We start from the raw sequence: 22353 nt of genomic DNA, 5'->3' as shown, positions 1-22353 counted from the left end.
CATCACCCTTCTTACTTATCTTTTTTGCCATTGTGAAGTTCGGTTACGAAGTGCTTTCGTTCCCCATTCATATACAACTCTCACTACAATATTTGTAACAACAATAAGTACACTCATTGCAGCTGCTGGCGCTACATTTCCTGCATCATCCATATTTACGATTGATACGGCAGCTAGTTTAAAATCAGCTGCATATAGGAACACAACTGCCGATACAGTTACCATTGAATTTACGAAGTAGTACATTACCATTTCTAAAATTGCTGGTAAACACATTGGTACTGTTACTCGGAAGAATGTTTTATAAAACGGAATACCCATCGACTGCGAAACAAGCTCAAACTCTCGGTCTAATTTCTTTAAGGCAGTCGTTGCCGTGACAAATGTTACAGAATAAAAATGAATGATATTTACTAGTACTAATACAGCGATTGTTCCGTATAAAGAATGAAACGGATTCGTTACTGATAGTCCAAGAATTTGAATCGTTGGTTGACTAAAGAAAAAGACATATCCTAATCCGAGTACTAAACCTGGTATCGCTAACGGCACTATAGAGAAAAAGTAACCTGTTTTTCTAAAAAATTGTAGCTGGTCTATTTTCTCAATTGCATATGCGAATACAAATGTTAAGATCGCCCCAATAACTGCTGTAACTGCTGAAACAATTACGCTATTTTTAAATGCTTCAAGTCCATCTCCTGTTAAACTTGAAAAATTAAAATGCTCAAATGTAAAACTCATATTATATGGCCATACTTTCACACTTGCAGCAATACCAACTGCAACAAATAATAGAATGATCATAAGGGTAATCACACTACAATATATGAATGAGATTACATCTCTTTTCTTATTAGCTATTATTCTGTATGGTACTGCTTTTGAAGATAAGAAATTCGCCTGCTTTCTTTGCGTAATACGATCAACTACAAATGCGAATATAGCTGGGATTAATAAAATCATTCCGACAGTTGCACCCATCGGCATATTTTGCTGTCCAATTACTTGTTTGTATACGTCAGTAGCAAGCACATTATATTGCCCACCAACAATTTTTGGTGCCCCAAAATCAGTAAAACTAAGTGTAAACACAACAAACATTGCACTAATTAATCCGTACTTTACACTAGGTAAAGTAACCGTGAAAAATTGCTTTGTTTTACTGGCTCCTAACATATTAGAAGCTTCATATAAACGATAATCAGATCCTTGAAAGGCAATTAGCAATATGAGAAAGGCTTGCGGAAATGTATACATAACTTCAGCTATTACAATTCCTACTGGTCCATATAAAGGGATTTGTATACCTTCAAATAAACCAAACATTCCTTTCGTTACTAGCCCTTGATTACCAAATAAATATGTAAGTGCTATACCGTGCATCATCGTTGGTGCAAACAATGGTAATAACGCTACATACTGAAATACACGCTTTCCAAAAACATTCGTACGGGCAATTGCATATGCGTAAACGAATGCGATTGCAACTGAAATAATTGTTGTTGCGCCCGAAATCCATACTGTATTTTGTAAAGACTGAACTAAAGTTGGTGTTGTGAAATATTTACTGAAATTCGATAAACCAACGAAAACTCCATCTTTATTATAAAAAGCTTGTGTAAATAGTTGTAATAGCGGTAATACAAGTATGATAAGGAAAGAAAAAATCATACCGATAATTACGAGCCTTTGGATCCATTCCTCTTTCCCTATACTTCTCTTAATCTTTTTTTTCGTACTTTCTACCTTATAGTTTTCTAACATCTCCATCTATACAATGACCTTCTTTCCATATGACAACATATGATTTTCTGAGAAAGAGATTTGAATCGGCTTTCCTTTTCTAATAGCCGTTGCTTCTACTTCTGATGCTAATATATCCACTACAATTTTCTCATTATAAAGGTGTGTGTTTTCTTCTAAGACTCGCACTTCCGTCCGATATACAGATCCGCGAAATTCCATACTTTCCACAACTGATTTAATACCGTCCTTTTGTACAATTGTTACATGTTCAGGACGAATTGCATGTTCTTCGTTATTTTTCGAAAAGAAATTAATAGAACCAATAAAATCTGCCACAAACGGATTGGCTGGTCTTTGATAAATCTCCTCTGGTGTTCCAATCTGCATAATTTCCGCATGATTCATTACAACAATTTTATCAGCCATCGTTAATGCCTCTTCTTGATCATGCGTTACCATAATCGTCGTTACTCCTATTTTCTCTTGCAAATCACGCATTTCCCTACGTAATTTTTCACGCACTTTTGCATCTAAAGCTGATAACGGCTCATCGAGTAACAAAATATCTGGAGACAGAGCGAGCGCACGTGCAAGTGCTACTCGCTGCTGTTGTCCACCAGACATTTGAGCAGGATATTTATCTTTTACATTCAGCAAATCTACAAGTTTTAACGCATCTAGCGCTTTCTCTTTCACTTCTGCTTTCCCATATTTTTTTGTCTTTAAGCCGTATTCAATATTTTCAAGTGCTGTTAAATTCGGAAATAAAGCATACGATTGGAAAACCATTCCGAAGTTTCTCTTTCCAGGAGGCAATGCTGTAATATCTTTTCCATTCACAGCTATACTGCCAGTCGTTGGTTCCTCTAGTCCCGCTAAAATGCGAAGCAACGTCGTTTTCCCACAGCCACTTGGGCCTAATAAACAAACAAACTCATTTTTTTTCACAGTAAAAGAAATATCTTTTAACGCTGTAAATGCATCAAACTGTTTTTGAATGTGTTGAATTGATACATATTCGCTCATTTTTCTCTCTCCCACTCACTTACTTTTTCGGTTCTGCTTTTTGGCCAAACTCTTTTTCCCATTTTTCTAAAATTTTGTCACGATTTTCTGCTGCCCATTTAAAGTCATTCTTTTTATATAATTTTTCCGTAACATCTTTCGGGAATCCCTCTGGAAGTTTATAGTCATTTTTAATTGTCGCAAATCCATTTTTCTCAAAGTATAACTTCATTACATCATCAGTAATTGCCCAATCTAAAAATGCTTGCGCTAATTTATCATTTTTCGCATTATCTTTCTTAATAAGTGCGTTCGCTTCTACTTCCCATCCTAATCCTTCTTTCGGCAGTACAACTTCAACTGGTGCACCTTTTTGTTTCTCTTTTAAAGCACTATAAACCATTGATACACCGACTGGATATTCACCTGCTCCTGCTAATTTCGCTGGTTTTGAACCTGAATGCGTATAACTTGCCATATTATCATGAAGTTTCTTCATGTAATCCCAGCCTTTATCTTCACCCATAATTTGTAGCCATGCAGAAACTGTTAAAAATCCTGTTCCAGATGATGCTGGATGTGGCATAACAAGTGTTCCTTTATACTCTGGTTTCGTTAAATCTTCATATGATTCTGGCATCGGTAAATTTTTCTTCTTTAACTCTTCTTTATTTACAGCAATCCCCGTCATAAATGCAGTATTTCCTACCCATTTTTCAGGTTGCTTATCATCTTTAAATTGTGGAAGAACACGATCTGCTCCTTTTGGAGAGTATCCTTTTAACATATCTTTTTTATCTAAAGCTAATAGACTTGATGCCGCAGTTCCCCATACAACATCTGCTTGTGTATTTTTCCCTTCAGCTAGTAATTTCGCAGTAATAACTCCTGTTGAATCACGTACAATGTTCAATTTCACATCAGGATATTTCTTTTTAAAGGAATCAAGATAAATTGGTACAAGCTCTTCTTCAATGGCTGTGTAAACAGTTAATGATCCAGATAATTTGTCATCTTTCACTTTCGCTCCAGCACTTTCTTCTTTCTTTGCACCACACCCCATTAATAACGAAAATACCATTCCAGTCGCTACAGCTTTAAAGATTGTTTTTTTCACTGTTTCTCTCTCCTTTTACAAATCTTATGTACAACTCAAATATAAACAACTAGTGTAAAAGCAGTATTAAACCAACATTAATCTTTTGTTTGTTGTTTGTTTTTGTGTAATACGTTGCTACTTCTATGTTTTTTCGCATTTTTCTGCTAATAGAAAACACTAAATTTACAAATAATTAAAAAAACCTTTATAATCCCACAAAAAAATGAGGCGTTTGTAAAAAACGCCTCATTTTTGTTTCCCTTTTTTTGAATTACGATTAGCATACTTTGCGCTATTTTCTCCTTCATACTCTAATGCAAATTCTGCATCTGGTAAGCTTTCTTTCGGAGTTTTATTATTATTGATTGCCGCATTTTGTTTCACTTTTCTTTTTACCAATACATTCACCTGCTCTCAAGAAATCACTTTCTACTCTATTTTGAAACAACTTAAAATAATTATTACTGGCAAGTGTTAACAAGTACATAAGAGGCGTTCGATGGAAATACTACATATGAAGAAACCATTATAAAAAGGAGCGATGATTTTGAAGAAAAAAGAAAAGATTCAATCACCGATTTTAGACGAAACGCTCCCGCATCAAATGAATTTTCCATCTTTTAAAGGAACAGGAAAAACGATGCAACAACCTTTTGTGAATCAATATGATGTTGTAATTGGAGACAGTAAATATAATTCCGAGAACAGTCCGCTTAACAATTGGAGTGATGAAGTAGATCCTGCCATTATGGCTGGCGATGAGTGGATCCATCCTACAAATGATATTGGCTGGATTTCAGAAGAAAATCAAGAATTGCTAAAAAACGAAGCGGATAATAAAAATGAAGCTTTTATGCATCCACAATTTGGCATTAACGACTAAAAAACCATTCTACCTAACGTAGGTAGAATGGTTTCATACTATCCAATAATAATCCGCTCTTTCGGGTATTTATAGCGAGGTGGTTGTTCCCTTCCACCACTAGCTAAAATAAATGTTAAAATGCCAACGCGTCCGATAAACATAAGCACAATAAGTACAAGTTTCCCAACAGTTGTTAAATCAGGCGTAACACCTGTTGATAGTCCCGTCGTTCCGAAAGCCGAACAAACTTCAACAATTAAGCTCATAAGCGGTACATTTTCCGTAATAGATAAAATGAATAGCGCAGTAGCACATAACAAAATCCCCATCGTCATAACGACAGATGCTTTCAGTACATCCTCTTCATGTAGCTGACGTTTGAAGACTCTAACTGTTCTACCGCCCCTTGCAAAGGTGTATAGTGACAATATACTAACAGCAAATGTTGTTGTACGTATTCCGCCCCCAACCGAACTTGGAGATGCCCCTATAAACATTAATATACTCATAAATAAAAGCGTCGGTTGTGACAATTCACGTATATCCATCGTAGCAAGTCCACCACTTCGCGTCGTCACAGATTGGAATAATGTATAAAAGACAGTTTCATGCCATGACTTTCCTACTAAAAAATGATTTCTCTCCAGTAAAAAAATCATAATTGTACCAACAACAACGAGTGCAAAAAATGTTGTTGTCGTCAATTTTGTAAATAATGAAAAACGGAATAATTGTTGTCTCCTTTTACTAAGGAATTGTTTCACTTCCATTAGCACAGGGAAACCAATCGCTCCCAAAATAATTAGTAACATATGAATCATTTGAACAATATAATCTTTTTTATACGGAATTAATGATTGTCCTGTTAAATCAAATCCGCCGTTCGTAGTCGCACTAACAGCTGCAAAGAAACCGTGAAAATAAGCTTCTTGCCAAGTCGGAAAGTAAAGTAAAAATCTTGTACCTAATAGGATTGCTCCAATAAGTTCTATTGAAATAATTACAATCAAAATAGAACGCATCAATTCTACAAGACCCGATAAATTCCCTTGATTATGGTCTGCCATAATTAATCTTCTTCTTTGCAAACCAATCTTTTTTCCTGTTATAATCCAAACGAATGTACCTAACGCCATAATTCCTAAGCCGCCTAATTGTAGAATAAGGGCTAAAACAATAATTCCTGCTGTAGTAAACGTATCTGAAATCGTAATAACAGACAGTCCCGTAACGCTTACCGCACTAACCGATGTAAAAAGCGCATCTATAAATGTCCATTTCACACCAGGCTTCGTAACAAACGGTAAACTAAGCAATATCACCGATACAACTACCGCTAATAAATAAAACAAGACGATGAGTTGTACAGGACGTAATTTTTGTAAAAACTTTTTTATATCTCTCATTCCATCACTTCGCTACCTTTTTTCTATCGATTAAATAAAGAAAAATCTTTACTTTCTTTATTTGTAAATAACTGCTCAAATAATTTAGCAAAGACCATTCCATATACAGTTCCATTACCTCCATACGGCAATGCGTAAAACAAATTATGTATCTTTTCGTCTTCTTTTAAAATGGGGAGACCATCATGAGTACCACCAAATGCGGCTGCCCAATAGTAGTCTGCCTGTATATTTTTATACTGCGGGAACATCTCTTTTACAATATTAATAAGGATATCACGCTTATGCAATAATTTCGTATCACCAATTGTTTGAATTTGCAGCGCTTCATCTAATCCGCCTACAATAATGCGGTTTCGATACGTTCGAAAATATAAGTAGGGCCGTGCCGTTTCCCAAATTAACGATCGCTCATGCCAGCCTTCAAACTGATCTATTTCATTTGTTACAATTGCATAAGAGGTGTCTACTGTTGTATTTTTTCTTTCTTTCTTTCCAAAAAGCGCTTCATAACCTGTCGCCATAATAATATTCTTTGCTACAATTTGATTTCCTGTTTTCGTGTAACAAATTAAATCATTTTTGCGTTTTTTTATATGTATTTCCTCTGTATGTTCATATATATTAGCTCCCATTTGATTTGCTTTATGCAAAAGACTGTGCGCTAATAAATACGGATTCACCTCGGCATCACCGTGTGTATATAATGCCGCTTGTTTTATGAAAGGATAACGTTTCTTAATATCAGCTTCTGTAAAATATTCAACTGGAAATCCATAATTCTGTAACGTATTATATTCCTCTTGTAAAAATGAGACATCCTCACTTTTACTTGCATAATATAAACTATGTCGCGGAATAAAATGGGGATTAATATCAAGAGTCGGTATAACCTCTTCCATTGTTCTTAGCGCTTCATAACAAAGCTTATATGCTCGTACCCCTTTTTCTTTACCCAATGTATGGATAAGAGAGGTTAACGATTTATCATGAAGAAATTGTAGTAAACCTGTATTAGCAGCTGTGCTACCACATGCAATTACTCTTTTTTCAATAAGTGTAACACTCATGCCAATTTTCGCTAACGAATGCGCTATATGAGCACCGGCTTCGCCACTTCCGACTACGAGCACATCACATATCATATCATTTTCTAACAGTGGATAACAAGGTACAGAAACTCCTGTATTCCAAAACAACTTACCCATCATAAGTTTCATAATTATACTCCTAAAATATAAATTTCTCCTTTCTATGTTTTGTTATTTTTCATAAAAAAATCCAACTAACATAGGCTAGTTGGATTTTTTATTTTTAATTAGAACGCTCTTCAAGCCAATTTCCAATCGTCGGATATGTTTGTTTTACAGCTGTTCCACCGTAAACGATAGACATATGCCCTGTCGGTAAACATACATATTGTTTATCTGTGCTAGAAATATGGTCTAGTAATGCTTCTACTTGACATGGCAAAGCGATATGATCACGTTTCCCGGAAATATTTAAGACATTCGCCTTAATATTTGCAAGATCTACCTTTTGTCCGCGAATAACGAGTTCACCCTTAACCAATTTATTATTTTGATAAAAATCACGAATCCACTGTCTGTATGATTCACCTGGGAACGGAATACCATCACCAACCCACTTTTGAACCAATCTCCAGCTTTCGACGAAGCGTTCATTCTCTGAACGATCTACTAGAGCAACATATGGACCAACAAAGTTCGTAATTGGCTTTAACATTTTGTTTCCGAAATCAATCATTTCTGGCGGAATATTTCCAAATGTATCAACCGCTTTATCTAAATTGAAGTATTTCTCATCTAATAAAGGACCATACAATCCTGTTTCAGAGAAATCAAAAGGACTTGTCATGAAAATTAAATTACGAATTGGCATGTGCGGATGAAGCGCTGCATAAATAGAAGTTAGCGTTCCACCCATGCAATAACCAAGTAAAGAAATCTCGTCCGATTTTGCAGTTCGCATTACTTTTTTTACTGCTTTTGCAATATAATCAAACACGAAATCATCAAATTTCAAATGACTATCTTCTAAACCAAATGTGCCCCAATCAAGCATATATACATCAAAACCACGATCCACTAGATATTCCACTAAACTATTTCCAGGAGTTAAATCCATAATATATGGTTTATTAATAAGAGCATATATTAACAGAATTGGAACTCTTTGTGTTTTTTCTTGTTTTGGAATGTAGCGATAAAGCTTCGTCTTATTCTTCGTCCAAATAACCTCTTTCGGCGTTAATCCGACTTGCGGCTCTGGTTCACGTAATAAAATTTCACTCGCCCTTTTCACTCGGCGGTATGCTTTTCGGTACTCTTCTGGGTATAGCTCTAATTGCTTTTCCCATTCTGTTGCGAATGTAGTCATTTTTCTATCTCCTTTTTGGTCGATTTCCTTCTTAAAAAAAAGAAGTGCATTCCTGCTATGGATATGCACTTTTTTCTTACTTCATTACATATATAATCCGCCGTTAATGTTTAATTGTTGACCTGTGATATACGCACCGTCACGGCATAGGTATACTACACCTTTTGCAATTTCATCAGCTTGACCAAAACGTTTTTTCGGGATTTTTGCAACGATTTTTTGACGTACTTCTTCTGGTACTTCTGCTACCATTTCAGTATCAATAAATCCTGGGCAAATAGCATTTACAGTGACATTTGTTTTTGCAAGTTCTAACGCTAATGATTTTGTAAATCCTAACATCCCCGCTTTTGCTGCTGAGTAGTTTGTTTGGCCAAATCCACCTGCTTGACCAATAATAGAAGAAATGCTAATAATTCTTCCTTCTTCTGCTTCCGTTATGTATGGAAGAACCGCACTTGTCGTATTAAATACGCTGCTTAAATTCACGTCAATTACGCGCTCCCAATCTTCACGATTTAACTTTTTGAATGTACGGTCTCTTGTAATACCAGCATTATTAACAAGAATATCAACTTTACCAAAATGATTCACAGCTTCTTCTACAAGTCGGTTTGCATCTTCTACTTTAGAAACATCCGCTTGCACTGCATAAACGTCATGTCCGTCTTTTCCTAATTCATTTACTAAATTTTCAGCTGCTTCTTTACTGCTATTATAGTTAATAACTACTTTCGCTCCCTCTTGTGCTAATGCTACTGTAATTGCTTTTCCAATTCCTTTTGCTCCACCTGTTACGATTGCTACTTTTCCATTTAATTGAACCATTTCTTTTCCCCCTTAAATGAATTTGTGAACGATTGTTATGAATCATTTTGGTACTCATACTATAGAGTCCATATATAATTATGTTTCGCTGTTTATACGTGAAAAGAGATTCTCCCTCTCTCTTTTATCTGTTATAAACAAGCGCTTTTATCATTTTTTATTTTCTGGTTTATTCGCAGGCTTTACCTCTTCTTTTACAGGTACTTGTAGTTTAGTTAGTACTGCATTTTGCTTTTCTAGCAATTCTAAAATTTGATCTACTTTTGTTTCAAGCGTACGAATATCTTGTTTTACTTTCGTTACATCACGCTTTAATGTAGGAGCTTGCCCTAAAGAATCTACTTTCTCCTCTAGAAACTCCTCAATGTTATCTACTTTATTTTCTAAGTTAATAACAAGCGTAGCCACTCTTGCGATATCCTCTTTCGTCGGAACATTTACTTGTTCTAAATAGTTTTTTGTCGTATCATTTAATGCTTTTTGATAAAACAAATTCAAATCTAGAACGCTGCCCATCCAAGCAGAATATTCTTCTGTTTTAATTGTTTCATTGAGCGCTTTTCCCCAAAATGTTTCGGTTTGTTCATAAGCATTTTTCCATGCTTGTAGTGGATCGAATTTTTGATCAATCACTTTACCTACACTCCCTTTTTCGTTTTTGAAACAATTCAACCTATTCACTATTTTCTAATATTCTGAATAAAACTTCAAGTCTATATTTTATTTTTTTCTATTTTCTAACAAATGTGTTGACTTTAAAAACAGATAGGTGTAAATTGCACTTATAAGCAAAAAATTCCATCTAACTGATTCATGAGGTGATGCACAATCATGCTACAAAATGAACCAGAACAACGCGAAAGTTTGGAGAGCAACCAAGCGAAACAACCAAACTCCATGCCAAAAAACTTCTTAGTTCCCTTCTTACTTCTCTGTCTAAAAGACTGGAGTCTTCATGGTTACAAACTTATTCAAATGCTAATGGATATCGGCTTTTCTTCTGTTGACCAAGGTAATGTTTATAGAACACTACGCAAATTAGAAAAAGAAAACCTTATTTCTTCTACTTGGGATACAAGCGATGGAGGGCCGGCAAAAAGAATTTATTCTTTAACTGAATATGGAGAGCAATATTTAACAACATGTGCGACTTCTTTTGGACATTATCAAAATATGTTGCGAACGTTTTTCACGTTATACACCAATGCATTCTTTCCATTTTCTACTTCTCCAGAAAAGGATGAAACGGATTCTTCATCTTCACCTGGTGGTACAGCAGAGTAATCTGCGTTCACAATATGCAAAAAAACATTTGGGGGTCAAACAATGGAAACTAAACCATACGAATTAGTCGATGCATTTTGGAAAAACTGGTCTCAATCACTTTCCCTTTTCTCTTCAGCTGGGAAGCAATTAGAGCAACTTACTTTAGAAACATTAAAACAACAACAAGACGCTTTGCATAAATTAACATCAGGAGTAGATGAACTAGAAAAAGAACTACAACAACTCACTGCTCAGTTCAATAACCAATATACAGATTACGTGAAACAATTAACTGGAAACTCCTTAAATGATCAAATTAACGAGTGGCAGGACAAATGGAAGGAACTTTCTGCTCATATGCATCAGCTTACTGTTTCTCCTACAAAAACATCATTGTCAATTCTTACCCAAACAAGCGGCCAATTTGAAGAAACAACAAAACAATTTATTGAGCAACAACAATTACAACGTGAAGAGGCTCAAAAACAGTTAGAGGGTTTTTTGGAAGAGTTCAAGTCAAAACAGTTGGAACTCGCAAAAAAGTTCGAGGAAAACTCAAAAAATCTATTTACTTCCATCAAGTAAGAAAAATGTGGGAGCTAACCGCAGCACAAACAAAACTCTTTCTTCCTCCTACTACATCAAGATGGCTAACATTTTTCGATATGGAAAAGAAGGAGGACAAAATGAATCCATTTCAAGAAGCACAAACTGTTCCGGAGCTTCGTTATGATGAGATTCAAGTCGGTGATCAAGCATCCCTTACAAAAACAATTACAGATGAAGATGTTATCAATTTTGCAAAATTGACTGGGGATGTGAATCCTATTCACATTTTAGATTCTTTTGCAAAAACGACAATGTTTAAAGAACGTATTGCTCACGGTATGCTCGTTTCGAGTTTTATTTCTACCATCCTTGGAACGAAACTCCCAGGCAAAAATACGATTTATTTATCCCAAAATGTTTCATTCCGTGCCCCTGTCAAAATCGGTGATACACTTCGCGTTGTGGCAGAGGTTATTAAGAAGCGTGATGATAAAAAAATCATTACGCTGCAAACAAACATATATAATCAATCAGATGATATTGTCGTGGAAGGAACAGCGACAATACTAAAAAAAGAGTAGCAAATTTGCTACCCTTTTTTCTATCCAAGAACTTCTAATCGCACCGATTACTTCCGCGTATGAGTACGTCGTTTCCACATAAAATAACGTTACCAGTTTAGATAAGAACTTAGCTGAACTGGACTACTCATAAGGATGTGTATCAACATGGTAAAAACAAACAAATTATTAGTTCCAGGTGCAGAACAAGCACTTGAACAATTTAAATATGAAATTGCACAAGAATTTGGTGTAAGTTTAGGATCTAATACAGCATCTCGTTCTAACGGTTCAGTTGGCGGTGAAGTAACAAAACGTCTTGTTGCTTTAGCTCAACAACAATTACGTGGATAATAATATAACATATGGCTTAGAGGCAGATATTCTCTGCCTCTTTCTATTTTCAACATACATAATGGTGCTTTTTCACATACTAATCAAAGCAAAACGAAAGGAGCGATATGTGAAATGAAACGGATTAATATTAGCATGAGCCCTCCCCGCGTTCTTACTTTGTCTTTTCTTGTATTATCAGTTGTCGGCACATGTTTATTAAAACTACCCATTGCTACGACAACGTCCATTTCATGGCTCGATGCCTTATTTACAACCGTTTCCGCTTGTACTGTTACTGGGCTTGGTGTTGTAGATACTGGAAAAGTATTTACTTTGTTTGGACAATGTGTCATTTTAACGCTTATACAAGTTGGCGGGCTTGGCATTATGAGCTTTGCTGTCTTAATTGCGATTATGCTCGGAAGAAAAATCGGTCTTCAAAATCGGATTTTACTGCAACAAGCATTAAATCAAACGAATATCGGCGGCATCATCCGTCTTGCCAAAGCATTATTTTTATTCTCTTTTACAGTCGAATGTATCGCTACTATAATTCTTTCTTTTGAATGGGTACCAAAATATGGGGTTATGAAAGGGATCTATTATAGTTTTTTCCATTCAATCTCAGCCTTTAACAATGCTGGCTTTTCTGTGTGGAGCGATAATTTAATGTCCCATTCTCATAGCATTCTTGTCAATCTCGTCATTTCCTCTCTCATCATTTTAGGTGGAATTGGTTTTACAGTAATCGTAGACATAAAAAGAAAGAAAAACTTTAAAAACCTTACACTACATTCAAAACTTATGCTCTCTTCTACTCTAATCGTCAACATTATTGCTACCCTTTTTATTTTTATATTCGAGTTCCATAACTCCCTTTCTATGAGAGGTTTTACCCCATTTGAAGAAGGATTAGCCTCTTATTTCCAAGCAATTTCAACGCGAACTGCCGGGTTTAATACAGTTGATATTTCTACATTGTCAAAACCTTCTCTTCTATTAATGATGCTCCTTATGTTTATTGGTGCTGGTAGCGCTTCAACTGGTGGTGGGATTAAGTTAACAACATTTTTAATCATATTTTTTGGCGTATTTAAATTTTTACAACAACAAGAGGATATTGTCGTATTTAAAAAATCCATTAAAGATACTCTCATTGTCAAATCATTAACCATTACTATTATTTCAATTTCATTTATCTTTTTTGCTATTTTAATTTTGAGTATTACTGAGCGAGTTCCTCTATTGATGAGTGCTTTCGAAGTATTTTCAGCATTTGGGACTGTTGGCCTCAGTATGAATTTAACACCCCACTTAACTATAATCGGAAAAGCTATTATTATCTTTATGATGTTTTTCGGGAAAATGGGTCCTTTAACATTGGCTTTTTCATTTGCTCGTAAAAAGAACCTGAAAATAAAATATCCGAATGAAGATATTTTAACAGGTTGACAACCGTATAAATTATCCATATAATGAGAATACAATAACATATCTCCAAAGGGGAGTAGCGTCCAAGAATATTTCTTGGAAACAAAGTCGTCATTACGTAGAACTTAGTTCTTCCGGCTTTGTTGGCATTTTTTATTACATATGTCTAGCAAGACCTTTGCCTATTAACGGCAGAGGTCTTTTTTGCATTCACTTCCAGATTCTTCCAAAGTTAATAGGCAGGAGTATGGGGAAACTAAATAGTGGGGAAATTCTTCACTTATTTAGAACTTATAGAAATGAGAGGAGAATGTACATGGATGTATCATTATTATTGGAGTATGGTTGGGTATTACTCATCCTAATTGCACTTGAAGGGATTTTAGCGGCTGATAACGCTCTTGTTCTTGCAATTATGGTAAAACATTTACCAGAAGAAAAAAGAAAGAAAGCACTATTTTATGGATTAGCGGGGGCATTTGTTTTCCGATTTGGATCGTTATTTATGATTTCGTTCTTAGTCGATGTATGGCAAGTGCAAGCAATCGGTGCCATCTACCTTATGTTTATCGCTGGTAATCACTTATTTAAAACATATGTTAAAAAGAACACAGATGAAGAAACAGAAGAAAAAGAAGCAAAGAAAAAACAAGAGAACTTTTGGTGGACTGTATTTAAAGTTGAGGTTGCTGATATCGCCTTCGCAGTTGATTCAATTTTAGCTGCTGTTGCACTAGCAATGACTTTACCAAAAACAGGATTAGGTACAATTGGTAGTCTTGATACTGGGCAATTCGTTGTTATCTTTGTAGGTGGACTTATCGGATTAATCATTATGCGATTTGCAGCAACTGCTTTCGTACAAATCTTAAAACGTAAACCAGGACTTGAAACCGCAGCATTCTTAATTGTAGGTTGGGTTGGTGTGAAGCTAGCAGTTTATACATTAGCACACCCTGCATTAAATGTAATTCCACATTCATTCCCAGAATCCACTCCGTGGAAGCTTACATTCTGGATTGTATTAGTCGGAATCGCAGTTGGTGGTTGGTTCTCAAAAGAAGTAGAAGTAAAAGTAGAAAAGAATTTAGACGAAAAAGCGCTGTAATTACAGCGCTTTTTCTTTTTCTTTCTTCTTCCCAATGTCCAGAAAAAATTCCATTATACTACCTTTTGTAAACGTTTTCTTAATGTATGTATGTCCTTTTTGTGAAACATTGCACAAACTTATTGAAAGTGAGAACAATTCCATGTACTTTATTCATATAAGGAGTATTTATAGAAGATTTACTAAAGGAGCGTATTACTCATGCTAGAACAAGGACTAGATTATGTTGTCAAACTGGCTAAAAGCAAAAAGAAAATACTAGATACAAACCCAATGCAATATTTCATTCGTGCTGCACTTGCGGGTATTTATATCGGTTTTATTATTGTACTATGTTTTAAATTAGGTAACTTTTTTCACATTGCAGATTCACCAGCAACTTATTTAGCTGCTTCTATGTTTTTCGGGATTGCTCTCGTACTTATTATATATGGCGGTGCTGAATTGTTTACTGGGAACACAATGTACTTTACTGTAGCAACTTTAAGAAAAGAAACAACGATTTCTGATACACTACGTAACTGGGTTGCTTGTTATGCAGGTAACTTAGCCGGCGCGTTATTCTTTGCCTTACTATTTTACGCAACTGGAATTTTTGAAGCAATTGATCACGGTCACTTAATGAGTAAAGTCGTTGAAGGAAAGATGAACACACCTACAATGCAGTTATTCTTTAAAGCCATTTTATGTAACTGGCTCGTATGTCTTGCTTGTTTCTTACCTTCTCAGGTTAAAGGTGACACAGCAAAAATAATAGTCATGATGCTACTTGTTTTCACATTCTTCTTATCTGGTTACGAACATAGTATTGCAAACTTATCACTCTTTGCTTTATCTTTAGTTTCACCGCATCCTGAGACAATTTCTTTTTCAGGTGCTATTCATAACTTAATTCCTGTTACAATCGGTAACATTATTGGCGGATCAGTATTTGTCGGTATGGTATACCACTACTTAACAAAGAAAACACCTGAAGTTCAACAGGAAGAAACTGAAATCGCAGCAGCTCAACAAGAAGAGATTATTCCTTTACAAGCACATATGAAACATTAAAAACTCCAAAGTTTTATTTTGGAGTTTTTAGCTTCCCACGTATTTAACAACAAGGTGAGGATTAATTTCTCCTTCTTCTTTTCCCTTATCCATTCTCTGTTTCATCTTGTGCATACCGATGACATCATTCGTATGAAGGTGAATTTCATTCACATATAATCCCTCTGTACAAAAAGCTTCTACAAAATCTAGTCCATTTTTTGCTCTCCACCCCATATTAAAATCAAGGGAAAGAATATTCACATCATAATTCCGAACCATTTGCAAGGCACATTCTACCGTAGTTGCGGACACATACCCGAACGGGCAACTTCTTTGATCATCCATATATACGTTCATTTTTGACTCCCTCTCTAATTTGAATATGCGGCCAATACATAACACATTGCCCCAAGACTAATAAAAGGACCAAATGGAATTGGCTTTCCTACTTCTATACGTTTTAATACGATACCAATCCCGAAAAAACAAAGACTAAAACAAGATGCTAAAAATAAAACGATAAAAACTCCCTTCACTCCTACTATAAAACCAAGTAACGAAAGTAGTTTTATATCTCCTCCGCCAAGCCCTTCTGGATATATCTTTTGCATGCAATATAACAAAAGGAATATAACACCACTACCAACTATACTATCTGTCCAAGTAACTAATTGTACAAAAATACTTTCGAGAATGAGTAAAACGGCAAACGAAATTAAAATACAATCAGGAATTAACATATATAAGTAATCTGTAACTGAAATAATAAGAAGTAGCGAAAAAAGGGATAAAATGATAATAAGTTCTCGTTCTATTCCAATCATATACACGGTAAGAAGAAATATACTTCCTGTTATACATTCAAATGCTACATATATAATTGGAATTTTCCTCTTACAATTCGTACAACAGCCTCTTTGTATATAAAATGAAATGATGGGGATTAGTTCTTTTGGCCTTAGCACATATTTGCAATAATAACAATGTGAACGCGGGGTAATAATAGACGCACCTAATGGAACCCTCACCGCAACTAACATAAAAAAAGAACCAAACACCATCCCTGCTAACAGTGCATATAAATAAGTGAACATCCCTTCCTCTCCTTTCCAAAAAAACATAGCAAAAAAAGGAGAGAACTTCTACTTCATATTATCCTTTATTCTACTAAAAAAGCAGGCCATTTTCCGGCCTGCTTTCCCCTCTTTTATACGATGAAATATACTGCTTTTAATGGTCCATGTACTCCGACAACAAGATTCATCTCAATGTCAGCCGAGTTACTTGGCCCTGTAATAAAGTTAATACAAGATGCCGCTGTCTCCCCATTTTCTACGCGTGAGTTCATATCCTGAACTGCTTGTGTAATACGAGGCACAAGTGTTTCACGTGGAATAATAGCAAAATATACAGTCGGTAAAAAGTGTAAAGAACGTCCCTGCCCTTTATGACTTTGTACAACAATTGTACCAGATTCGGCTAATGTATAATCACTAAATGCAATACCAATATTCGCTTTTTCAGCTAAACGCATATTTTCGTCTTTTCTCTCTGGATCCCATACGTTTACTTCAACGTCTCGCTTTGGAAGTTCTTCTTTAAATAAAGATGTTAAACCATATGCATCAAAACGATCATCTGCTGATAATAAAATAGGTCCCCCGCCGTTTTCCATGATTACTTTTTGAAGGTCTTCACCTAAACGGTCATTTGTCGTTTCTACTACAGTTGTATGAATGTTTGTACATTGCTTTTTAAACACTTCTAGTAATTCTTCTTGTGAATAATCTTTTAACGTTTCTATATTCACATTACTTTTCCATACTGGACGCTCTACACCTTCTGTTTTACGTGCGCGCCCAAGTTCTTTTGCAATGTTATCTAGAAAGGCATCACGGTTTTGAATTAATCCTGTCATTATTTATCCCCGCCTTTCTTATGATTTTTATACCAATCACGGAATCGTTCTTTACTTGGAGCTGGGAATTCACGAATATCCGTCCAGTTTTTAAGTGGTCCAACACCTTTTGATACACGATTACCAGATGTAAATGGACTCATTGCCGCTGGTGCCATTTTTGAACCCATTTTATATAAAGCAGCTGAAGAAGCACCCATACTAAACATTTTCATCGCTAGTTTTTCTGCAAGTGGTGCACGACCTTCTTGCTCAACGATGACTTGACGATGTTTTAATAATAAATCATGCAATGGAATTTTTACTGGACAAGCTTCTGTACATGCTCCGCATAAACTAGATGCATAAGGAAGCTCTTTGTAATCATCATATCCACCTAGAAGCGGTGTTAATACCGCACCGATTGGTCCTGAGTAAATCGATCCATATGAATGTCCACCAACGTGACGATATACAGGACATACGTTAACACAAGCAGCGCAACGAATACATTGTAATACGGAACGGAATTCAGATCCAAGAATTTGAGAGCGACCATTATCAACAACCACTAAATGGAATTCTTCAGGTCCATCAACTTCCTCTTCTTGAATTGGTCCTGCTACTGTTACATAACTTGTTAATTTTTGACCTACTGCACTACGACATAGTAAACCAACTAAAACATCTAATTCTTCCATTGTCGGAACCATACGTTCCATACCCATTACCGCAATTTGTGTTTTAGGAATTGACATAACAAGATCTGCATTACCTTCATTCGTTACTAAACAAAGAGATCCAGTATTTGCAACAGCAAAGTTACAACCAGTTACACCAATTTCTGCATCCATAAATTTCTCACGAAGTTGTTTACGAACAAACTTTGTCATTTCATATGGGTCATCAGAATTTTCATAGCCTAGCTTTTCTTTAAATACATCGCGAATTTGCGTTCTATTTTTATGAAGTGCAGGTGCAATAATATGTGAAGGTGGATCGTTATCTACTTGCAAGATATACTCTCCTAAGTCACTCTCTAACACTTCACAGCCAATCTCTTCAAGCGCATGGTTCATACTAATTTCTTCTGTTACCATCGACTTTGATTTTACTACTTTTTTCGCTTGTTTCTTTTTGGCAACGTCTTGAATATACTTTGCAGCTTCCTCTTTCGTCTTCGCAAAGTACACGTGTCCGCCTCTTTTTGATACATTTTCACTTAACTGCATTAAGTAATAATCCAGATTTTCTAACGTATGTTGACGAATTTGTTCACCTAGTTCACGCCACTCTTCCCAGTTTCCTAATTCATCTGCAGCTTTTAAGCGATTCGTATATAAACGCGTTTGTGCAGAAGATACTGCTCCGCGCATAAACGAATCTTGAATTCCATCACCAACGCGATCATTAAATTTTTTCTCACTGATTTTCATAGACATAGCTTATGTTCCCCCTTCATGAGCGACTATTCAGTACCTCAGCAATATGCATTACTTTTACTTCTTTTCCTAAACGCTCAATACGTCCGCCAATGTTTAACAAACACCCACAATCTGCACCGATTAAATAATCTGCACCTGTTTCCATGACACTATCTACTTTTTCGTCTACCATTTGCTCAGAAATTGGAGTCATCTTAACTGAAAACGTTCCCCCAAACCCGCAACAATTTTGCACGTTTGGCAAATCTCTCACAGTTAATCCTTTTACATTTGATAATAAAATTCCTGGTGCTTCTTTTACTCCAAGCATACGCGTCATATGACATGATTTATGAATAGTAGCTATCCCTGGTAAACTTGCACCAACATCTGTAACTTTTAAAACATCTACAATAAACTGTGTAAATTCATAAGTTTTATCAGCAACTTTTTGTGCACGTTTAGCCCACTTTGGATCATCTTTGAAAACATGCGGATACTCATGAAACATTGTCGCACAAGAACCAGATGGCGTAACGATATATTCTGCATCTTCGAAAGTTTCAATCATATGTTTCATCGCTTCTTTTGCTGCTTCTACATGGCCGCTATTATAAGCAGGCTGCCCACAACAAACTTGTGCTTCTGGAAATTCAATTTCACAACCTAAACGCTCCAACACTTCAACTGTTGCTTTGCCGACATTTGTTTCAAACATATCGACTAAACAAGTAACAAATAAAGTAACTTTCATAACTATTACTCCCCCTTTTTACAACTTCACCAACAAACATATGGTCATCAGATGACTTAGTAGAGAAGAAATAGGCTCAACCGTGGCCTATCCTCTCCCTCTTCTAAAGAAAACGCTTACTTAATCTTTCTCTATTTTATCAGAAAATTAAATTTTTAAAAGATTAAATTACGAATTTATATCGTTTTTACCTGTGACAATATGTTCTACATTTGTTAAATGATCTAGCATTGCTTGCTGCGCTAATTCTACATCTTGTTTTAACACCGCATCATATATAACTTGATGCTCTTCTATAAGTCGTTCTGATGTCGTTTGTTCACCATATAAAATAATGCGTCTTGATTCACCAATTGTTTCAGCAATCATCTCTGAAACATGATTCATGAGTTCAAGCAAAATGTTATTATGCGAAGACTCTGCAATTCCCATATGAAATTGAAAATCGGCTTTTTCGCCAGCCTTTTCATCTCCAATGCTCTTTGCCATTTCATCTAACCAATGTTTCATATTTTGTAAATTATCTTCCGTACGTTTTGCCGCCGCTACTCGAACTGCCCCCACTTCAAGCACCTTTCGTACTTCTAATAAATTCAAAATATCTTCTTTCTTCATTAATAATCTATTGTTTAATGATTTCGTTAATGAAGAAGAATCGAAGTTCTTCACATATGTACCTTCTCCTTGTTTCATCTCAATTAAGCCCATCGCTCTTAGCGCACTTAGCGCTTCACGAACAGCAGATCTGCCAACTTGAAACTGCTCAGCTAATTGATGCACAGGGAGTAGTTTGTCACCAGGTTTTAACGTACCATTTTTAATCATTGTTAAAATAGCTTCAGATACTTCTTCGTAAATTTTTTTCGGTTTAATAGATTTGTACTCCAGTTAAATCACCTCAGTATCTTCCAAACAACAATTGAAACGATTTATAAGAACTTTGCATCATAACTATTTTAGACCGAATTGATAAGAAGTACAAATGTTTTGTTCATAAAATAGTCAAATTTTCGATATTTATTACATATTAATTTATATTTTTACGTATAAAGTGAAACTTTAATCAGTGGGGGTTTTGTTCATCGCCCACTGATTATTAGCCCTCACGAATCGGACTTTTACGGGCAGCAGGGCCTCCACCTAACTTCTTTGCTTCCGTTGAATTTTGAGGTGAGGGTCTTACTGCCCGGCGAATAGCGGGATAAATATTTTCTTCAATATAAAGAACATGTCCTAAAAATTAGAACATGCTCCCCTCATCCTGTACATTCAGTTTAATAATAACCGTTGTTCCCTTATCTTTTTCACTTTCAATTTTCCACTGTCCACCATGTATATGAACAATTTGTTTCACAATAGCAAGGCCTAAACCTGTTCCACCATGTTGACGACTTCTCGCTTTATCAACTCGGTAAAAGCGTTCTCCAAGATTCTCCAAATGTTCTATATCAATACCAATTCCTGTATCTTTTATTTTTAATTCACAGTAATCATCGATTTGCTCTAAAGTTATAACGATATTTCCTTTTTGATTTGTATACCGTATCGCATTATCTAACACATTATGAAGCACTTGTTGCATACGATCTTCATCAATCATGACAATGACCTCTGGATTTAAATTAGTTGAAATATGAATTTCCTTTTCTATAAACTTAATCTCATACGTATCTAATACGTCTTCAATCAGCTGTGAAAAAACGATAGGTTGCTTCTTTAACGGAAAGTGCTCACCTTCTAATTGTGCTAAGTCTAACAAGTCATGAACGAGACGCTGCATACGACCTGCTTCTTTATGAATTAGCTGCGTTACTTTTTCCTGCTGCGGTCCCTTTGCAACACCATCTAAAATAGCCTCGCTATACCCTTTTATATAACTAAGTGGTGTTCTAAGTTCATGCGAAACATTTGCTAAAAATTCCTTACGCTTTACATCTTCTGTTTCTAATGAATTTGCCATTTTATTAAATGCTTTTCCTAATCGTCCAATTTCATCCTCTGAAGAAACTGTAATCCGCTCCGAAAAATCTCCCGTAGCCAAATGATTTGCAACCCGCTCCATTTGCGAAAGTGGCTTCGTAATTGCAATTATAATTTTCCTTCCAACCCATATCGTAATTAAAATCATAGCAATTGCTAACGGTGCTAAAATAAGACCCATATCATAGATTAAATCTTTTATACTTTTTAAAGGAATATACGAATAGACAATTCCGACTAATTTTTTATTTTCCAATACAGGGATGACAACCCCCATAATATTACGGTCAAAATGTTCTTCATATCCTATTTTTGTCACAGTTTTCCCGTCTAATAGCGTTTGCCTAGCTCCTTCACTTATAAGAGAATGATGATGCACATCAAAAGGCAAACATGCGCTTAAATCACGCGGATTAGACACGAAAATAACGTCTGAACTAGATATTTGATCAAACGATCTTACTTTCTCTTCAAAAGTTGATATTCCTTCACGCTTATCATATTGAGCAGCAAGACTTTTTCCTTCCATTACTAACGAAGCTTTTAAATTATCAACGTATAATTTTTCATACGAGTATAAAGATACGAAATAAAGAAAGGACACTGTTACACATACTGCACATACTACTGTAAGCCAAAGTTTTTGTACCATCGTAAACAT

24 protein-coding genes and 1 riboswitch are annotated in these 22353 nt (G+C 35.5%); of the genes, 8 read left to right on the top strand and 16 right to left on the bottom strand.

From position 1 onward, the window contains the following. Positions 1–15: 15 nt before the first annotated feature. From V6946_RS07065 to V6946_RS07050, 4 genes are all read right to left on the bottom strand, one after another. Complete coding sequence (locus V6946_RS07065) at positions 16–1773, bottom strand: putative 2-aminoethylphosphonate ABC transporter permease subunit (RefSeq protein WP_006917744.1); 1758 nt, start codon at positions 1771–1773, stop codon at positions 16–18. Further along, the gene (locus tag V6946_RS07060; protein WP_366981421.1) at positions 1774–2775 is read right to left on the bottom strand and encodes a putative 2-aminoethylphosphonate ABC transporter ATP-binding protein; all 1002 of its coding nucleotides are present in this window, start codon (positions 2773–2775) and stop codon (positions 1774–1776) included. 19 nt (positions 2776–2794) lie between these two features. Beyond that, positions 2795–3871: a putative 2-aminoethylphosphonate ABC transporter substrate-binding protein gene (locus V6946_RS07055; RefSeq protein WP_000750893.1), complete on the bottom strand. Its 1077-nt coding sequence runs from the start codon at positions 3869–3871 to the stop codon at positions 2795–2797. Between the two features lie 228 nt (positions 3872–4099). Beyond that, positions 4100–4252, bottom strand: a complete 153-nt coding sequence (locus V6946_RS07050) for a hypothetical protein (protein WP_000240799.1) — start codon at positions 4250–4252, stop codon at positions 4100–4102. 148 nt (positions 4253–4400) lie between these two features. Here V6946_RS07050 and V6946_RS07045 point away from each other — a divergent pair, with 148 nt between their 5' ends. Further along, positions 4401–4736 carry a DUF3905 domain-containing protein gene (locus tag V6946_RS07045; RefSeq protein ID WP_000726024.1) on the top strand — a complete coding sequence of 112 codons (336 nt, stop codon included), beginning with the start codon at positions 4401–4403 and terminating at the stop codon, positions 4734–4736. A 38-nt stretch (positions 4737–4774) separates the two neighbouring features. On the opposite strand, the gene V6946_RS07040 is transcribed toward V6946_RS07045, so the two are convergent. The 5 genes from V6946_RS07040 to phaR form a co-directional block, all read right to left on the bottom strand. Further along, the gene (locus V6946_RS07040; RefSeq protein WP_001204707.1) at positions 4775–6124 is read right to left on the bottom strand and encodes a TrkH family potassium uptake protein; all 1350 of its coding nucleotides are present in this window, start codon (positions 6122–6124) and stop codon (positions 4775–4777) included. A 23-nt stretch (positions 6125–6147) separates the two neighbouring features. Next, positions 6148–7344, bottom strand: a complete 1197-nt coding sequence (locus V6946_RS07035; protein WP_406622277.1) for an NAD(P)/FAD-dependent oxidoreductase — start codon at positions 7342–7344, stop codon at positions 6148–6150. Positions 7345–7438: 94 nt separating this feature from the next. After that, positions 7439–8524 (bottom strand): class III poly(R)-hydroxyalkanoic acid synthase subunit PhaC, encoded by a 1086-nt coding sequence (phaC, locus tag V6946_RS07030; protein ID WP_000206336.1) that lies wholly within the window; start codon positions 8522–8524, stop codon positions 7439–7441. 84 nt (positions 8525–8608) lie between these two features. Continuing rightward, complete coding sequence (locus V6946_RS07025) at positions 8609–9352, bottom strand: acetoacetyl-CoA reductase (protein ID WP_000250407.1); 744 nt, start codon at positions 9350–9352, stop codon at positions 8609–8611. 150 nt (positions 9353–9502) lie between these two features. After that, positions 9503–9985, bottom strand: a complete 483-nt coding sequence (gene phaR, locus V6946_RS07020; RefSeq protein WP_006917737.1) for a polyhydroxyalkanoic acid synthase subunit PhaR — start codon at positions 9983–9985, stop codon at positions 9503–9505. 198 nt (positions 9986–10183) lie between these two features. Between phaR and phaQ the strand changes: the two genes are divergently transcribed. The 7 genes from phaQ to V6946_RS06985 all read left to right on the top strand — a co-directional run bounded on the left by phaQ (position 10184) and on the right by V6946_RS06985 (position 15655). Beyond that, positions 10184–10636, top strand: a complete 453-nt coding sequence (phaQ, locus tag V6946_RS07015) for a poly-beta-hydroxybutyrate-responsive repressor (RefSeq protein ID WP_366981419.1) — start codon at positions 10184–10186, stop codon at positions 10634–10636. 42 nt (positions 10637–10678) lie between these two features. Beyond that, positions 10679–11203 carry a polyhydroxyalkanoic acid inclusion protein PhaP gene (gene phaP / locus V6946_RS07010; RefSeq protein ID WP_000448594.1) on the top strand — a complete coding sequence of 175 codons (525 nt, stop codon included), beginning with the start codon at positions 10679–10681 and terminating at the stop codon, positions 11201–11203. A 101-nt stretch (positions 11204–11304) separates the two neighbouring features. Beyond that, the gene (locus tag V6946_RS07005; protein WP_001067916.1) at positions 11305–11748 is read left to right on the top strand and encodes a MaoC family dehydratase; all 444 of its coding nucleotides are present in this window, start codon (positions 11305–11307) and stop codon (positions 11746–11748) included. Positions 11749–11895: 147 nt separating this feature from the next. Then, positions 11896–12081, top strand: a complete 186-nt coding sequence (locus V6946_RS07000) for an alpha/beta-type small acid-soluble spore protein (RefSeq protein ID WP_000241212.1) — start codon at positions 11896–11898, stop codon at positions 12079–12081. Between the two features lie 114 nt (positions 12082–12195). Further along, the gene (locus V6946_RS06995; RefSeq protein WP_000822361.1) at positions 12196–13515 is read left to right on the top strand and encodes a TrkH family potassium uptake protein; all 1320 of its coding nucleotides are present in this window, start codon (positions 12196–12198) and stop codon (positions 13513–13515) included. 38 nt (positions 13516–13553) lie between these two features. After that, positions 13554–13728, top strand: a riboswitch (yybP-ykoY riboswitch). Positions 13729–13810: 82 nt separating this feature from the next. Next, complete coding sequence (locus V6946_RS06990) at positions 13811–14602, top strand: TerC family protein (RefSeq protein WP_366981416.1); 792 nt, start codon at positions 13811–13813, stop codon at positions 14600–14602. Between the two features lie 201 nt (positions 14603–14803). Continuing rightward, positions 14804–15655: a formate/nitrite transporter family protein gene (locus tag V6946_RS06985; protein WP_000893026.1), complete on the top strand. Its 852-nt coding sequence runs from the start codon at positions 14804–14806 to the stop codon at positions 15653–15655. A 27-nt stretch (positions 15656–15682) separates the two neighbouring features. On the opposite strand, the gene V6946_RS06980 is transcribed toward V6946_RS06985, so the two are convergent. The 7 genes from V6946_RS06980 to V6946_RS06950 all read right to left on the bottom strand — a co-directional run bounded on the left by V6946_RS06980 (position 15683) and on the right by V6946_RS06950 (position 22353). Further along, positions 15683–15994 carry a cyclic-phosphate processing receiver domain-containing protein gene (locus V6946_RS06980; RefSeq protein ID WP_001103771.1) on the bottom strand — a complete coding sequence of 104 codons (312 nt, stop codon included), beginning with the start codon at positions 15992–15994 and terminating at the stop codon, positions 15683–15685. A 14-nt stretch (positions 15995–16008) separates the two neighbouring features. Beyond that, on the bottom strand, positions 16009–16731 hold the full coding sequence (locus V6946_RS06975) for an A24 family peptidase (RefSeq protein ID WP_000495725.1): 723 nt from the start codon (positions 16729–16731) through the stop codon (positions 16009–16011). A 113-nt stretch (positions 16732–16844) separates the two neighbouring features. Continuing rightward, positions 16845–17555 (bottom strand): lactate utilization protein C, encoded by a 711-nt coding sequence (locus V6946_RS06970; protein WP_000147187.1) that lies wholly within the window; start codon positions 17553–17555, stop codon positions 16845–16847. Then, positions 17555–18976, bottom strand: coding sequence for a LutB/LldF family L-lactate oxidation iron-sulfur protein (locus V6946_RS06965; protein ID WP_006917713.1), 1422 nt, complete (start codon positions 18974–18976; stop codon positions 17555–17557). The genes V6946_RS06970 and V6946_RS06965 overlap by 1 nt, the downstream gene beginning before the upstream one ends. Positions 18977–18992: 16 nt before the next feature. Next, the gene (locus tag V6946_RS06960) at positions 18993–19712 is read right to left on the bottom strand and encodes a (Fe-S)-binding protein (RefSeq protein WP_000869148.1); all 720 of its coding nucleotides are present in this window, start codon (positions 19710–19712) and stop codon (positions 18993–18995) included. A 168-nt stretch (positions 19713–19880) separates the two neighbouring features. Then, positions 19881–20570, bottom strand: coding sequence for a FadR/GntR family transcriptional regulator (locus V6946_RS06955; protein ID WP_254904515.1), 690 nt, complete (start codon positions 20568–20570; stop codon positions 19881–19883). A gap of 382 nt (positions 20571–20952) precedes the next feature. Continuing rightward, positions 20953–22353, bottom strand: coding sequence for an ATP-binding protein (locus V6946_RS06950; RefSeq protein WP_366981415.1), 1401 nt, complete (start codon positions 22351–22353; stop codon positions 20953–20955).

Origin of the sequence: Bacillus sp. PPSBB_2 (genome assembly GCF_045291115.1) — a bacterium.
Taxonomy (GTDB): Bacteria; Bacillota; Bacilli; order Bacillales; family Bacillaceae_G; genus Bacillus_A; species Bacillus_A cereus.
Note: the sequence above shows the minus strand (reverse complement) of the source record. Positions and strands in the feature narration are given on the sequence as shown.

What these genes read in the sequence shown, in the direction of transcription:
- V6946_RS07065 (WP_006917744.1), bottom strand. Translation starts at nt 1,773, where the DNA reads ATGGAGATGTTAGAAAACTATAAGGTAGAAAGTACGAAAAAAAAGATT.
- V6946_RS07060 (WP_366981421.1), bottom strand. Translation starts at nt 2,775, where the DNA reads ATGAGCGAATATGTATCAATTCAACACATTCAAAAACAGTTTGATGCA.
- V6946_RS07040 (WP_001204707.1), bottom strand. Translation starts at nt 6,124, where the DNA reads ATGAGAGATATAAAAAAGTTTTTACAAAAATTACGTCCTGTACAACTC.
- V6946_RS07035 (WP_406622277.1), bottom strand. Translation starts at nt 7,344, where the DNA reads ATGAAACTTATGATGGGTAAGTTGTTTTGGAATACAGGAGTTTCTGTA.
- phaC (WP_000206336.1), bottom strand. Translation starts at nt 8,524, where the DNA reads ATGACTACATTCGCAACAGAATGGGAAAAGCAATTAGAGCTATACCCA.
- V6946_RS07025 (WP_000250407.1), bottom strand. Translation starts at nt 9,352, where the DNA reads ATGGTTCAATTAAATGGAAAAGTAGCAATCGTAACAGGTGGAGCAAAA.
- phaQ (WP_366981419.1), top strand. Translation starts at nt 10,184, where the DNA reads ATGCTACAAAATGAACCAGAACAACGCGAAAGTTTGGAGAGCAACCAA.
- phaP (WP_000448594.1), top strand. Translation starts at nt 10,679, where the DNA reads ATGGAAACTAAACCATACGAATTAGTCGATGCATTTTGGAAAAACTGG.
- V6946_RS07005 (WP_001067916.1), top strand. Translation starts at nt 11,305, where the DNA reads ATGAATCCATTTCAAGAAGCACAAACTGTTCCGGAGCTTCGTTATGAT.
- V6946_RS07000 (WP_000241212.1), top strand. Translation starts at nt 11,896, where the DNA reads ATGGTAAAAACAAACAAATTATTAGTTCCAGGTGCAGAACAAGCACTT.
- V6946_RS06995 (WP_000822361.1), top strand. Translation starts at nt 12,196, where the DNA reads ATGAAACGGATTAATATTAGCATGAGCCCTCCCCGCGTTCTTACTTTG.
- V6946_RS06990 (WP_366981416.1), top strand. Translation starts at nt 13,811, where the DNA reads ATGGATGTATCATTATTATTGGAGTATGGTTGGGTATTACTCATCCTA.
- V6946_RS06985 (WP_000893026.1), top strand. Translation starts at nt 14,804, where the DNA reads ATGCTAGAACAAGGACTAGATTATGTTGTCAAACTGGCTAAAAGCAAA.
- V6946_RS06980 (WP_001103771.1), bottom strand. Translation starts at nt 15,994, where the DNA reads ATGAACGTATATATGGATGATCAAAGAAGTTGCCCGTTCGGGTATGTG.
- V6946_RS06975 (WP_000495725.1), bottom strand. Translation starts at nt 16,731, where the DNA reads ATGTTCACTTATTTATATGCACTGTTAGCAGGGATGGTGTTTGGTTCT.
- V6946_RS06970 (WP_000147187.1), bottom strand. Translation starts at nt 17,555, where the DNA reads ATGACAGGATTAATTCAAAACCGTGATGCCTTTCTAGATAACATTGCA.
- V6946_RS06965 (WP_006917713.1), bottom strand. Translation starts at nt 18,976, where the DNA reads ATGTCTATGAAAATCAGTGAGAAAAAATTTAATGATCGCGTTGGTGAT.
- V6946_RS06960 (WP_000869148.1), bottom strand. Translation starts at nt 19,712, where the DNA reads ATGAAAGTTACTTTATTTGTTACTTGTTTAGTCGATATGTTTGAAACA.
- V6946_RS06950 (WP_366981415.1), bottom strand. Translation starts at nt 22,353, where the DNA reads ATGTTTACGATGGTACAAAAACTTTGGCTTACAGTAGTATGTGCAGTA.